Annotated in this window: 11 protein-coding genes and 1 tRNA gene; 5 read left to right on the top strand and 7 right to left on the bottom strand. The window is 34.6% G+C overall.

Annotated features, from left to right (window positions below):
• Position 1: 1 nt before the first annotated feature.
• Entirely contained in the window at positions 2 to 1,276 is a 1,275-nt protein-coding gene (locus ES674_RS02615; protein WP_148402429.1) for a ribonucleotide-diphosphate reductase subunit beta, read from the bottom strand.
• Between the two features lie 440 nt (positions 1,277 to 1,716).
• On the opposite strand from ES674_RS02615, the gene ES674_RS02620 reads away from it, so the two are divergent.
• Entirely contained in the window at positions 1,717 to 2,790 is a 1,074-nt protein-coding gene (locus ES674_RS02620) for a hypothetical protein (protein ID WP_148402430.1), read from the top strand.
• 446 nt (positions 2,791 to 3,236) lie between these two features.
• On the opposite strand, the gene ES674_RS02625 is transcribed toward ES674_RS02620, so the two are convergent.
• Both ES674_RS02625 and mce read right to left on the bottom strand, forming a co-directional pair.
• Positions 3,237 to 3,310: transfer RNA gene (locus ES674_RS02625), tRNA-Ile, on the bottom strand.
• Positions 3,311 to 3,394: 84 nt separating this feature from the next.
• Positions 3,395 to 3,799 (bottom strand): methylmalonyl-CoA epimerase, encoded by a 405-nt coding sequence (gene mce / locus ES674_RS02630; RefSeq protein WP_148402431.1) that lies wholly within the window; start codon positions 3,797 to 3,799, stop codon positions 3,395 to 3,397.
• Between the two features lie 108 nt (positions 3,800 to 3,907).
• On the opposite strand from mce, the gene rbfA reads away from it, so the two are divergent.
• Both rbfA and ES674_RS02640 read left to right on the top strand, forming a co-directional pair.
• Positions 3,908 to 4,303 (top strand): 30S ribosome-binding factor RbfA, encoded by a 396-nt coding sequence (gene rbfA / locus ES674_RS02635; protein WP_148402432.1) that lies wholly within the window; start codon positions 3,908 to 3,910, stop codon positions 4,301 to 4,303.
• A gap of 67 nt (positions 4,304 to 4,370) precedes the next feature.
• Positions 4,371 to 5,576 (top strand): ABC transporter permease, encoded by a 1,206-nt coding sequence (locus ES674_RS02640; RefSeq protein ID WP_170233952.1) that lies wholly within the window; start codon positions 4,371 to 4,373, stop codon positions 5,574 to 5,576.
• 141 nt (positions 5,577 to 5,717) lie between these two features.
• On the opposite strand, the gene dusB is transcribed toward ES674_RS02640, so the two are convergent.
• The 3 genes from dusB to ES674_RS02655 all read right to left on the bottom strand — a co-directional run bounded on the left by dusB (position 5,718) and on the right by ES674_RS02655 (position 8,289).
• Positions 5,718 to 6,713, bottom strand: coding sequence for a tRNA dihydrouridine synthase DusB (dusB, locus tag ES674_RS02645; protein WP_148402433.1), 996 nt, complete (start codon positions 6,711 to 6,713; stop codon positions 5,718 to 5,720).
• 59 nt (positions 6,714 to 6,772) lie between these two features.
• On the bottom strand, positions 6,773 to 6,922 hold the full coding sequence (locus ES674_RS02650; RefSeq protein WP_394348497.1) for a DUF5348 domain-containing protein: 150 nt from the start codon (positions 6,920 to 6,922) through the stop codon (positions 6,773 to 6,775).
• 143 nt (positions 6,923 to 7,065) lie between these two features.
• Positions 7,066 to 8,289, bottom strand: a complete 1,224-nt coding sequence (locus ES674_RS02655; RefSeq protein WP_148402435.1) for a M28 family peptidase — start codon at positions 8,287 to 8,289, stop codon at positions 7,066 to 7,068.
• A 63-nt stretch (positions 8,290 to 8,352) separates the two neighbouring features.
• Between ES674_RS02655 and ES674_RS02660 the strand changes: the two genes are divergently transcribed.
• Positions 8,353 to 9,456 (top strand): TolB-like translocation protein, encoded by a 1,104-nt coding sequence (locus ES674_RS02660; protein ID WP_148402436.1) that lies wholly within the window; start codon positions 8,353 to 8,355, stop codon positions 9,454 to 9,456.
• A gap of 174 nt (positions 9,457 to 9,630) precedes the next feature.
• On the opposite strand, the gene ES674_RS02665 is transcribed toward ES674_RS02660, so the two are convergent.
• A complete protein-coding gene (locus ES674_RS02665; protein WP_246125958.1) occupies positions 9,631 to 12,048 on the bottom strand; it encodes an outer membrane beta-barrel family protein in 2,418 nt (805 codons plus the stop codon).
• A gap of 156 nt (positions 12,049 to 12,204) precedes the next feature.
• Between ES674_RS02665 and lepA the strand changes: the two genes are divergently transcribed.
• The gene (gene lepA / locus ES674_RS02670) at positions 12,205 to 14,001 is read left to right on the top strand and encodes a translation elongation factor 4 (RefSeq protein ID WP_148402437.1); all 1,797 of its coding nucleotides are present in this window, start codon (positions 12,205 to 12,207) and stop codon (positions 13,999 to 14,001) included.
• The last annotated feature ends 208 nt before the right edge of the window (positions 14,002 to 14,209 follow it).

Genomic DNA, 14,209 nt, shown 5'->3' on the forward strand with positions numbered 1-14,209 from the left:
ATTAAAAAAGGTCATCACTGGTTATACTTTGCGTTCTTTTACTGTAGTTGATTGAGCGTTTCACGAAGAAATCACCGTGTTTGGTGCCAATAATTTCATCATCAAACCATTCGGTTCCTGCTAGAAGGTTTTTATCTATCTCAAATATTTTACCAATTCCTATACTTTCTAGTGAATTGTTAAAACGGTGTTTAATAAACTCATTGATTAGGTTTTTTGGTAAGAAATCCAATTCACCGTCTTCAAAAATCCAGTCTATAATTTTACTTTCTGATTCAAAAGCTTCGCGACACATGTCTTGAATTCTTATTTCATATTCTTCATCAAACCAATCTGGATTTTCCGCTTTTATAATTTTAATAAGATCAATACCAAAATCACCGTGAATTTGTTCTTCTTTAGACGTTGCTTCAACCACATTAGATATCCCTTTCAGCATATTTTTATGTTTGTTAAAAGCCATAATTATTAAAAACTGCGAGAATAAGGACACGTGTTCAATAAAAAGAGAGAACAACAATACTGATTCTGAATACTCTTTATTATCGTCACTTTTAGCGTTCTTTAAAGCAGTTTCTAAATACTGCACACGCTTCATAATAACAGGTTTCTTTTTCAGGTTTTTAAATTCTTCATTTAAACCTAAAACCTCTAATAAATGCGAATACGCATCGTGATGACGTACTTCACTTTCCGCAAAAGTTGCCCCGACTGAACCTATTTCTGGTTTCGGCATTCTGTGATATAATTCACCCCAGAAATTCTTTACAGCCACTTCAATTTGAGAAATAGCCAACATGGTATTTTTTATAGCCGTTTGTTCTGGACCTGATAATAGGGTTTTAAAATCCTGAACATCACTTGTGAAATTAAATTCGGTATGAATCCAGTATGAATGTCTGATAGCAGGAACATATTCGTATAATTCTGGATATTCATATGGCTTTAAATTAATACGTTTTTCAAAAATATTGCTTTTACGCTTTTTAGACTGCTCATTTCGGTATAAAATATAGGCTTTAGCAACATCAAAAAACCCACTTTCCATAAGTTTAGTCTCTACAAAATCTTGCACTTCTTCCACAGTCGGTAAATAATCCGTGTCTAGTTGTTTTCTATGTAACAGCGATGTAAAAACCTTGTTTGAAATGCGTTCAGCATCTTCCAATTGGCCGTGTTGAACGGCAGTCATTGCTTTTAAAATAGCGTTTGTAATCTTGTTTAAATCAAAGGGTTCCGTTAGGAAGTCTCTTTTTAAAACAGAAATAATTTTCATGTTGCTGTATGGTTTGAGGGTTCAGAAATTTCGCGACCATAAAGGTCTCCTTTTATTCTTAAGTTTACATGATATCTCTTTTGGGTTTTCCACATTGTTATCAACATTTGTAATTTTGATGTTGAAAAACTTTAAAATTCTGTGAAATATTATGAAGAAACATACTCTTTATTTTGATATAAAAATGTAAAGCAAATTTTACGTACTAATTTGAAATCTCACTCAAATTACCCTCAGAGTTAGGTCGGAGTTAGCTCGGACTCAGAACGGACTTAAAATGGCGACTTTAGCGTAGTGAAATTTGCAGAATTTTATTGGAGTTTAAAAGACTCAAAATTTGAACAGCAAAGCGTTTTTACAGATTAAATTTTTCAAAACTTTAGAAATAATGGGTAACAATTACGGCTAATGATTGATATATTAACAAACAACGTCTTATTATGAAAAATATAGTAATAGTATTTACACTAGCTTTGACCACTTTAATGAGTTGCGATACAGATTTCGACAACGACCCAACAACTGTTTGCAACGCAAAATTTTATGCTTTTCAAGCCAGCAATGAAGCCACCGTTATTGGCGATATGTTAAATGTTGGTTATCTTACCAAGTTTAACCCAAATACAGCTCCCGTATTTAATAATTCCATTCCCAATAGCAGCTTTAATGATGAGGGCACCCTATTTTATCCAACTAGCGCGTTAAAAAACGACAATTCACAATTGGTTAGTTTAGCAGCTAAAACGGGAGGAAAAAGGCTTTTAAAAGCTGATTTTCCTAGCGCTACCGTAACTCAAAATAGTACCATAAGCTCCGATTTAAGCGCTGTAGTTTATGTGAATAATGATTTAAGGTTTTTAAAAATAACAGATAAGGTAAATCAAATAAGCGCCCCTTATAATGATGTAATTAATTTTAAGGCTGAATTAGTTGACGAATCTGGAACATCTTTTTCGGGAGCACCTCAAATAATTAATCTTCCAGACACTGTAGAAAACGGATTTAGAGATTCTAATATTGAAGGTGTCTTTTTAGATAATAAAGTCTACTTTCTAGCAAATTGTCAGCTTTTAGTTTACGACTTGCTGACCTCTAATTTCAATGTAGAAACCATTGCTTCGTACGCTGGTGCCAACGACAGAAAATTTATGCAAGGTCTGGAAATAAGCCAATCCAACACCTTATTAATGATGAAGCAAACCGTTTTACCAAATTATAAAATTGAAATTTTAGAGCTGCCATCAATCTCCGCTGGAGATTATACGTCTACCTCATTATTTAATTTGGAGGCATCAAGTTTTCCAGCAAACAGTCCGCAATTATCTTCTATAATTAATGCACAAGAAAGGCGATCGACCACTTATGACTCTTGCGATAACACCTATTATTTTACTTTTATGAGTAGCTATTCACCATACAATACAAGCGTTTACGAAATAGATTTGAATGCGTTTAGCATTGCCAATTATCCATTTAATAACAGTTATATTTTTGGATTAGAAGTTCAGAAATAAAAAATTTCTTGAAATAGACTATCCTCGAGGCGGAGCCATCGAGGTATTTTACCAGTTTCATTTTGGCTTCTGCCAAAAAGCGAAATTTTGTTTTTTGCCTCACCTGACCCCGATAACTATCGGGGGCCGAAAATGGCAGTTCTGACATCTCCCAAAGAATATCAATTTCAAAAAGCGGAACTAGTAAAAGACATACTTATTTTCCATCGATAAAAACATTAAACTTTCACATTAGTCCACATGAAAAAAATTCACTTGACACATTTCCATTGCCTGTAAAAGAGAAAAAGCTAAATGCATTAGAGTACACCAAGCATTCTTTTTGGTTTAACAAAGAATATATACGAGATGAGATTTATTTAAAATAATTCGTCCCCTCATTCTTCCCCTATAAAATAAAAAGCCCCGTAATCGCATTGATTACGGGGCTAGATAAGTAAAATAAGTGGTCCCACCTGGGCTCGAACCAGGGACTTTCTGATTATGAGTCAGATACTCTAACCAGCTGAGTTATAGGACCCATTAGCGCAAGGCTAACTTCTGGTTTCTCTTTTTTCAAATAGAGTGCAATATTACTACATATTTTATTAGTCTCAAAGTATTTTTATTCCTTTATATCTTGGCATAACTCAATCAATACGCCATTTGTGGATTTTGGATGTATAAAAGCCACTAATTTGTTATCGGCTCCCTTTTTTGGTGTTTTATTTAAAACTGTAAATCCTTCTTTTTCAAGTCGTGCTATTTCGGCTTCAATATCATCCACATCAAAAGCAATATGGTGAATACCTTCACCTCGTTTTTCTATAAATTTCGCTATCGGGCTATCCGGATTTGTAGCTTCTAGCAATTCAATTTTATTAGAACCAACTTGGAAAAACGATGTATTAACTCCTTCACTTGCCACTTCTTCAATCTTATAATGCGATGCATTAAAAAGCTTAGCAAATAAGTCATTTGAGGCTTCTAAATTTTTTACGGCAATACCTATATGTTCAATTTTATTCATGGCTATTTTCCGGCAATCCCGATAGGTATCGGGAGAGTTCTTTTTAATTAAAACTATTTTAGTATCTTCAAAAATACAATAATCTTTAAATATGCGTATTTTTGTGCCATGGAAGAAAGTCAAAGACAAAAAAAGATAGGATCCGTTTTACAACGTGATCTGGTAGAAATACTTCAAAAGGCTGCTATTGATGGCGGTATGCAAGGTGTTTTAATTTCCGTTTCAAAAGTGAAAGTTACCGTCGATTTATCGGTTGCTAAAGTATATTTAAGTATTTTCCCTAACGATAGAGCTAAAGAATTACTTGTTGGTATCCGCTCCAATGCGCCACTTATTAAGCACGAATTAGCACAACGCACCAGACATCAACTTCGCCGTATGCCACAATTAGAATTTTTTGTGGACGACTCATTAGAATATATTGATGGAATTGAAAAATCATTGAAAAGAACCGAAAATCCAATTAATGATCCAGATCTTTTAGATAAGCGTAGAAAATCTTAATCGGTTTAAAAAATCTTCAAAACGATAGGCTTTTCAAGTTTCAATCTGTTTATAGCTTGTGTAATTTATGAATTTTTCACTCTATATAGCGAAACGGTATTTGCTTTCTAAAAGCAGCAACAATGCTATTAACTTTATTACACTCATTGCCGCCATTAGTGTGGTTTTAGGTGCATTATCGCTATTTATTGTTTTGTCTGGATTTGCAGGTTTAAAAGATTTCACCTTACAATTCACCTCTTTAGTGGATCCCGATTTAAAAGCGGAAGCTGCCGTTGGGAAATCGTTTAAAGTTTCTTCAGAAGAACTTCAAGCACTCCAAAACCATCCTGATATTGTTTTTTTTTCTCAAATTGTTGAAGAACGCGTTTTCATCACTTTTGAAGACAAGAATTATCCAAATGCCTATATAAAAGGTGTGGATGAAAATTTTGAATCGGTTACAGCTATCGATTCTGTAGTGCCGCTTGGTAGTTGGTTTTCTGAAAACAGCAACCAAATTGTAACGGGTTGGGGCATTGCAAACCGATTGAATATTGGAGTAATGGACTACGGAAAAACCCTTGAATTATATATCCCAAAACCAGGAAAAGGTCAGGTAACCGATGTTAAACAAGCATTTACCAGCACCAAAGTAATAAATGTTGGCATTTTTGATATTAACGAAGCAGCTAACAATAAATATATTTATGCACCTATAGAAATGGCGCGTTTTCTTTTAAATTTTGAAGGCAATCAAATCACAGCTTTAGAATTTAAAACCCGTGAAGGCAGCAAAGAATCTGATACCCGAGAAGCGATTACAACTATTTTAGGCGATAAGGTTATATTAAAAAATAGCGAGCAGTTAAATGATGCGCTGTATAAAATGCTAAATACCGAATATTTAGCGGTATATCTCATTTTCACGCTAATACTAATTATTGCTTTATTTAACGTGGTTGGAACTATTATTATGATGATTCTAGATAAAAAGAAAACGCTTCATACGTTATATCATATGGGCGCAACGATTCAAGATATTAGACGAATTTTCTTTCTGCAAGGCTCGTTAATGACCGTTTTTGGTGGATTGATTGGGCTGCTTGTTGGTTATCTAATCGTGCAAGTTCAAATAAGTTTTGGATTGGTAAAAATTACACCTTCACTACCCTACCCAATGGCTATTAATTTGGAGAATTTTCTGATTGTATTTATTACCATTTCAGTTTTAGGAATTTTAGCATCTAAAGTTGCTTCCGTTCGCATTACGAAAAACTTAGTGAGTTATTGATTTTTAAAAAGACTTAAGACCGCTGTGCTTATAGAATCCAGAAAATAGACTGGAGCAAAACAGACTCAATATATAGGTATGTAAACGATAAGCAATTTGCTTTCGAGTTTTGAACCACAAATAAATATAATATAGGGTTTGTTATTGAGCAAATTCGTAGCCTGAAAATGATTCTAAAACAGCATCAAAAGTAGCAAAAACATCTTCAGATTCATCACTCGTTACCATTTTCATGCGGTATTCTTTAAAGTTTGGAATCCCTTTAAAATAGTTGGTATAATGTCTTCTGGTTTCAAAAACACCTAACTTTTCACCTTTCCAATCAATAGCCATTTGTAAATGACGTTTGGCGGCATCCACCCGTTCTTCTAAAGAAACTGGCGCTAAATGTTCACCTGTATTAAAAAAGTGTTTCACTTGCTTAAAAAACCAGGGATTTCCAATGCTTGCGCGACCAATCATACAGCCATCTAAACCATAAATATCACGCATTTCCATGGCACGTTCAGGCGTATCCACATCGCCATTTCCAAAAACAGGAATATGCATGCGTGGATTGTTTTTTACGGCAGCAATTGGTGCCCAGTCGGCTTGACCTTTATACATTTGTGCACGTGTACGGCCGTGAATGGAAATAGCTTGGCAACCTACGTCTTGTAATCGTTCAGCAACTTCTAAAATCCGGATAGAATCATGATCCCAACCCAAACGGGTTTTTACAGTTACGGGTAAATTGGTGCGTTTTACCATTTCAGCGGTGAGTTTTTCCATGAGGCAGACATCTTTTAAAATACCAGCGCCAGCTCCTTTACTCACTACTTTTTTAACAGGACAACCAAAATTAATATCAATGATATCAGGATTGGATTTTTCTACAATATCAATGGTTTGCAACATGCTTTCCAAATTGGCGCCAAAAATTTGAATACCAACAGGACGTTCCTTTTCATAAATATCAAGCTTCATGATGCTTTTTGCCGCGTCACGAATTAAGCCTTCACTAGAAATGAATTCCGTGTAAACCACATCTGCGCCTTGTTCCTTACACAATGCCCGAAATGGTGGATCGCTTACGTCTTCCATAGGTGCTAAAAGCAGTGGAAAGTTTGGAAGTTCTATGTTACCTATTTTTACCAAGAGACTATTAATTTGTGCAAAATTACGACTTTTTATAGTTATCAATATAATTTTTACAATTATGGCTGTTTAAAATCCAAAAACCATAAAATCCTATGAATAATTCGGCAATGGTTCCAAATTGAAAACCATAATAAAATGAAACAGGAACCACAATGGACACTGAAATAATGAGATGAATTTTTGCTATAAATTCCTGTTTGTTGAATCGCATCGAGTTAATTAAAAGTTTATTTTTTTGTCAGTTCAAGTGCAGTCGCGAACCAATCGTCTTATAAATTAGTTTTCGACTGCGCTCTACCTGACATTCCCAATGATAACCGACCATTAAATATGCAGGTAAAAATGATCTTTAAAATTTTAAATTAACTTCCAGTGGTTTCCCATCTCTTTTTACGGTTACTTTGGTACTATCGCCCGTATCAAAAGCAGATAAAGCACGCATATAACTCATCATATTTGTAACGGTGCTATCACCTAATTTAATAACCACATCACCTTTTAGTAAACCTGCTTTTTGGGCTGGTTTATCTTCACTAACGCCATCAATTCTCATGCCTGCGCCATCATATAAATAATCGGGAACAACCCCTAATCCGACTTTAAAACGCGGTGTTTCTTCACTTTCGTTCTTGGTTTTTCTGAAGGCTAATTTGCCGTTGTCGTTTAAATCTGTAATTAAATCAAAAATATAATCGGAAATCGTTTCCATTCCAGCGTAATTCAACTTATCAGAATCATCACCTGGTTTGTGATAATCTTCATGCTGACCTGTGAAAAAGTGTAAAACAGGAATATCAATTAAATAAAATGAGGTATGATCACTTGGACCTACACCAGATTCATTTTCAATTAATTTAAATTTATCATTATGAGAACTTAAAACTTGTTTAAAAATAGGTGATGTTCCCGTACCATAAACTGCTAAAGTGCTGTCTTGTTTTAAACGGCCTACCATATCCATATTAATCATGTAGCTAACCGCTTTACTATCAACGGTCGGGTTTTTGGCGAAATAATTAGAACCTAATAAACCCATTTCTTCTCCAGAAAAAGCCATAAACAAATAATTATTTGCCGTATTTGTTTTCTGTAATTTTCCTGCTAAATCTAGCATTACAGCCACGCCACTCGCGTTATCATCGGCACCGTTATGAATAGCTTTTTCACCTTTATAAAGTGAACCTTCGCCTCCATAACCCAAATGATCATAATGCGCGCCAATAATGATAGTGTTTTCAGCTTTATTATCAATATATCCCAAAACGTTTGTTCCTGTAATGGTGCTATCCTGACTATTTTTAGTAAAATCTACATCACCATGCGGCTCTGTTTTAGGTTTAAACGTAAAGGCTTGGTAGAAGTTGTTGGTGCCTTTACCTTGTAATCCAATTTCTTCAAACCGTTTTACAATATAAGCAGCCGCTTCTTTTTCACCTTTGGAACCCGTTTCGCGACCTTCTAACTTATCATCAGCTAGAAAAGCCACGTCTTCTTTCATTTTATTTTCGTGTTTGTAATCCTTTTTACAACCTAACAGCGATATAAAAAGTGCGAGTAGCGCTATTTTCTTCATATTAATAGTGTTATTTTTGACGAAATTAAACAATAATTGCCAATTATTTATTACAACCGTAATATGAAACCACTTTTTTATAGCCTCTTTATTCTACTTCTTTTAACTGTTTCTTGCAAAAATGATAAAACTGCATACCCAGATGCTGAATCTGGAGCAACCAAATGGGTTGATACCTTAATTTATCCTGAAGAAGTCCATTTTAAATCATTAAAACAAATAACGTTTGGTGGTGATAATGCCGAAGCATATTGGAGTTTTGACGATAAACAACTGGTATTTCAATCCAATAACGCAGCATGGGATGTTAACTGCGATCAGATGTTTTTAATGAACGCGGACGAAATTTTTAAAGACAACATACCACCAATGGTTAGTACCGGAAAAGGCAGGACTACCTGCGCCTACTTTTTACCAGATAATAAACATATTATTTACGCATCCACACATTTGGCGGATAACGATTGCCCGGAAACGCCTTTGCGTAAAAACGGCAAATACATTTGGCCGATTTATGATACTTACGACATTTTTGTGGCCGATTTAGAAGGTAATATCACGGCGCAATTAACCAACGAAAAAGGTTATGATGCCGAGCCAACAGTTTCGCCTAAAGGTGATAAAATTGTGTTTACGTCTGATAGAAGTGGTGATTTAGAATTATACACCATGAATATTGATGGGACTGATGTAAAGCAAATTACTTTTGAATTGGGTTATGACGGCGGCGCTTTCTTTTCACCAGATGGTACCAAATTGATTTTCCGTTCATCACGACCAAAAACAGAAGAAGAAATTAAAGAATACAAAGATTTATTAGCGGAAGGTTTGGTACAACCAACTGAAATGGAATTATATATCTGTAATGCAGATGGTAGCGATTTACGCCAATTAACCAATTTAGGAAATGCCAATTGGAGTCCGTTTTTTCATCCTAATGGGAAAAAGGTTTTATTCTCTTCTAATTTTGAATCTGAACGTGGTTTCCCATTTAATCTGTATTTAATTGATATAGATGGTAAGAATTTAGAACGCGTTACGCACAGTACCACTTTTGATGCATTTCCGGTTTTTTCAAACGATGGTAAAAAACTAATTTTTTCTTCAAATAGAAATAATGGTGGTGGAAGAGATACGAATTTGTTTATTGCGGAATGGCAAGACTAACAGGATTGCTATTTTACGTTAGTAAAATTTCAGAAGTAATATTCAGAATGTTATAAAAATTGTGAACTAAAATTACTTATTAAAAAAACCAGCAAAGGACAAGTAAACATCGTTTTCTGCTGGTTTTTTCAATTTCAATAAGCTGCTTTAAACACCTAGTTATTTAATATGAAATTACTCACCCTTCTCCAAACGGGCGCGCTCTTCAAGTTCTTTGTTACGTTGGTTAGTTTCTAATCCAGTGTTACCAAAGTTGTAGCTAAAGCCTAATTTCACGTACCGATCATCTTGATTTAAATAACGGGCATTATCCTGATATAAATAACGTGATTTTACGGTGTAGTTCTGGGTGTTGAATAAATTGGCGAACGCTAATGTTAGCGAACCTTTCTTATTTAAAATGGTTTTTTTAATGGCTAAATCACTAATTAATCGCGAACCTACTGTTTGAAAACCTTGTTGGTAGTCGCTCATGTAAACCATTGAAAAATTGGCGGTTAAACTATTATCTTTCAAAAATGTGAAGGAATTACTTAATACAGAATAGTTGGACCAGGTGTCCATTTCCAAAATAGAATTATTAATAGTGGCTTTATCTGACCAATTAAAAAAGGATGTCACAGCATAAACGTTCCAACGCGATGTTATATCAAAAATAGCTACAAAATCGAAACCATATTCAACAGTCTTTGTCAAGTTTGTGGGCGTATAAACCAATAAACTATTAGCATTATCCTGAAGCGGCAATTCCATAAAACTAGATTGCGTATCCTTATAATAAGCTTCAACAAAGAAACTATCATTTAATGAAATACCTATAACGTAGTGATCCGATATAGCGGGTTGCAAATTGGGATTTCCTGTTACAATCGTATTATCATTCAAATAAAATTTAAACGGATTTAAAGATTGAAAATCTGGACGTTCTATGCTGCGTTTGTAGTTGGAATAAACGCTAATCTTTTCTGAAGCTTGAAAGCTAATATTAGCCGTAGGAAACCAATCAAAATAATCTTGCTTTATAATACTGTTAGTCACGACGGATTTCCCCTCCGTATCCGTTTGCTCTAAACGTAAACCGAAACTTAAACTCCATTTATCCCAATCATTTTCATAACTGGCATAAGCTGCAAATACACTTTCATAATATTCAAAAGCATTGGAATTGGCGGCATCAAATATTGAAATCCCCGAATTTAAATTATACTGATTCAAGGCGCTATCCGTATTTACAAAAGATGCTTTTGCACCTGTGGTAAATGAAGACGAATCGGAAAGTGGTAAACTATAATCTGCTTGAACCGTATTAATCAAGGTGTTTTGGTCTGATTGGGTGTTGAATAAATTCAGAAAATCAAAGCTATTATTTACATCAAAATACTGACTTCTTACACTTTGATCGCGATAATAGTCATAGGTTGTTAAATGGGTGTTTAAGGATAAACTGCTACCATTTTCAAAATTAAGACTGTAATCTAAATCAAAGCCGAAGTTATATTTATCGTCATCCGATTTGTTTTTAGTGGTGAAATTATATAGTCGATTATAAGCAGGATCAAAAACATCCGTATGTCCTTTGGTGATATATTTATAGTCTGGAAGGTACAGCAAGTTCGCTGAAAAACTCAAGGTGTTTTTATCATTAATAAAATAATCGAAATTGGTATTTAAAGTATGGGTTTTAGACCAGGTTGTTCTATCAATATCTGAAACCCAACGTTCCGTTATTCCAGAAATATCTCGGTAATTAACAAGCTCATTACTTGCTCGCGCTATTTTAGCATCGTTATAACTATAGCTGGCAAAAACGTTTATTTTTTCGGTTTTATAAAAATTAGAAAAACCCGCATTATAACGTGCGTAAGTTCCTTGTGTGAAATTGGCAAAAACAGATCCGTTGTAACCGGTTGCCAAATTTTTACTCATTACAATATTTAAAACGACGCCAGATTCTGCATCATATTTTGCCGACGGATTCGTAATAACTTCAATAGATTTGATGGAATTGGCAGGCGTACCTTCTAATAATTGAAGTAATTCAGAATCAGAAAGATGTATTTTTCGGTCGTTAATATAAACGGTAGGCGCCGCATTTCTAACCGTTAAACTATTACCAAGAATTAAAACGCTGGGCGTGCTTCTTAAAACATCCTTCATATTTCCAGCACTTAAAGCTGTATTCGCCACATTAAAAACAAGACGATCTACTTCCTTTTTAAGTGTGGGTTTTTTAGCAATTAGGGATATTTCGTTAAGCGCTTCCGCAGATTCTTCTATGGTAATTGTTTCAAGTACTAAATCTGAATTCTCAACATGAATAGGCAATAACACATCTTTAAAACCTACAAAACTGATTTGAACAATGTATTTTTCGTTAGAAACATTGGTGATTTTAAAAAATCCTGAATCTAAAGACGTTGTTCCTCTTACAGCTGTTGAATCTGAAACTGAAAGCAAAACGATGTTGGCATAAGCAACCGGTTGATTTTGTTGGTCGATTATTTTTCCAGAAACTTCAAAATTTTGTGCCATTGCAGAAAAAGAAAAGAACAAAGTAAAAAATAGAAAGGCTTGTAAATGCTTGGTTTTCATTCATGAAAAATTTGGAAGTGCAATATAAAAATAGTTTTCTTCTAAAAATTACGGTTTCCCCGTAAATAAAATAAATTAAGATTGTTAGTTAGAAATAATTAAAGCGTAATAAAACAATTATATTTGCTAATTAGTTATAATGCTAGACAACAGGTTATGAAGCACATTAGAAATTTTTGCATTATTGCACATATTGATCATGGTAAAAGTACTTTGGCTGATAGATTATTGGATTTTACGGGAACAGTAACAGAACGTGAAAAACAAAATCAGCTATTGGACAGCATGGATTTGGAGCGCGAACGTGGGATTACAATCAAATCGCACGCCATTCAAATGGATTACACCTATAAAGGTGAAGAATATGTTTTAAACTTAATTGACACACCAGGCCACGTAGATTTTTCTTATGAAGTTTCACGATCTATTGCCGCTTGTGAAGGTGCCTTGCTGATTGTAGATGCGGCTCAAAGTATTCAAGCCCAAACTATTTCTAACTTATATTTAGCTTTAGAAAACGATTTAGAGATTATTCCTGTTCTTAATAAAATTGATTTACCAAGCGCCAATCCGGAAGAAGTGATGGATGATATAGTGGATTTATTAGGTTGTGATAGATCTGATATTATTCCTGCAAGTGCAAAAACGGGTATTGGTATTGAAGAAATTTTAACAGCTATTATTGAACGCGTTCCACCACCAAAAGGTAATGTTGATGAACCGCTTCAAGCTTTAATTTTCGATTCGGTTTACAACCCCTTTCGTGGTGTTGAAACCTACTTTAGAGTTATTAATGGCTCTATTAAAAAAGGACAGCATATAAAATTTATTGCTACAGGAAATACCTATTATGCGGATGAAGTAGGCACTTTACGCCTCAAGCAATTTCCTAGAAAAGAAATAAAAGCTGGTGATGTTGGATACCTTATTACAGGTATTAAAGAAGCCAAGGAAGTGAAAGTTGGGGATACCATTACTGATGCTAAAAATCCAACTACAAACGCAGTTAGTGGATTCGAAGATGTTAAGCCTATGGTTTTTGCAGGAATTTATCCTGTAGATACTGAAGATTATGAAGACCTACGCGCTTCCATGGAAAAACTGCAACTTAATGATGCCTCATTAGTGTTTTTACCAGAAAGTTCAGCTGCTTTAGGTTTCGGTTTCCGATGCGGGTTTTTAGGCATGCTACACTTGGAAATTATCCAAGAACGTCTAGAACGCGAGTTTGATATGACGGTTATTACAACGGTTCCTAACGTGTCTTACCATGCGTTTTCTAATAAGCATCCAGATCAAGTTATTATTGTAAATAACCCAAGTGATTTGCCTGATCCTTCCTATTTAAACCGTGTGGAAGAACCATTTATTAAGGCAACCATTATTACAAAAGCCGAATTTGTTGGTAACGTCATGTCTTTATGTATTGATAAGCGTGGTATTATAACCAATCAAACCTACTTAACTACCGAACGTGTGGAGTTGACGTTTGATATGCCTTTGGCTGAAATTGTTTTCGATTTTTACGATCGTTTAAAAACGGTTTCTAAAGGCTATGCTTCTTTTGATTATTCACCAACAGGCATGCGCGCTTCTAAATTGGTACGTGTAGATATTTTATTGAATGCGCAATTAGTGGATGCACTATCCGCTTTAATTCATGCTGATAATGCCTATAGTATCGGTAAAAAAATAACAGAGAAATTACGCGAATTAATACCAAGACAACAGTTTGACATTCCAATTCAAGCTGCTATTGGCGCCAAAATTATTGCGCGGGAAACTATTAAAGCACTTCGAAAAGATGTAACCGCCAAATGTTATGGTGGTGATATTTCTAGAAAGCGTAAGCTTTTAGAAAAACAGAAAAAAGGTAAGAAGAAAATGCGTCAAGTTGGTAATGTAGAAATACCACAGCAAGCATTTATGGCGGTTTTAAAGTTAAATGACTAAACTCCTGCGCAGGTAGGGGTCTCATAGCTCAATCAACGAGTCTTATTCAATTACAACAAATCAAGCTATTCTATTATAAAGCACGCCATCAACGTGCTTTATGCTTTTAAGCTTATTTTATAAATATGGCGTGACAAAGTAATATGCGGTTCTAAATAAAATCCATATTGAACAGCACAAAAAAGCACACTGAATAGCGTGCTTTTCT

The organism is Bizionia myxarmorum, assembly GCF_008086205.1.
In the GTDB taxonomy this organism is placed as follows: Bacteria; Bacteroidota; Bacteroidia; order Flavobacteriales; family Flavobacteriaceae; genus Algorimicrobium; species Algorimicrobium myxarmorum.

Coding starts and splice junctions, on each gene's coding strand:
- ES674_RS02615 (WP_148402429.1), bottom strand. CDS start 1,276: ATGAAAATTATTTCTGTTTTAAAAAGAGACTTCCTAACGGAACCCTTT.
- ES674_RS02620 (WP_148402430.1), top strand. CDS start 1,717: ATGAAAAATATAGTAATAGTATTTACACTAGCTTTGACCACTTTAATG.
- mce (WP_148402431.1), bottom strand. CDS start 3,799: ATGAATAAAATTGAACATATAGGTATTGCCGTAAAAAATTTAGAAGCC.
- rbfA (WP_148402432.1), top strand. CDS start 3,908: ATGGAAGAAAGTCAAAGACAAAAAAAGATAGGATCCGTTTTACAACGT.
- ES674_RS02640 (WP_170233952.1), top strand. CDS start 4,371: ATGAATTTTTCACTCTATATAGCGAAACGGTATTTGCTTTCTAAAAGC.
- ES674_RS02655 (WP_148402435.1), bottom strand. CDS start 8,289: ATGAAGAAAATAGCGCTACTCGCACTTTTTATATCGCTGTTAGGTTGT.
- ES674_RS02660 (WP_148402436.1), top strand. CDS start 8,353: ATGAAACCACTTTTTTATAGCCTCTTTATTCTACTTCTTTTAACTGTT.
- ES674_RS02665 (WP_246125958.1), bottom strand. CDS start 12,048: ATGAAAACCAAGCATTTACAAGCCTTTCTATTTTTTACTTTGTTCTTT.
- lepA (WP_148402437.1), top strand. CDS start 12,205: ATGAAGCACATTAGAAATTTTTGCATTATTGCACATATTGATCATGGT.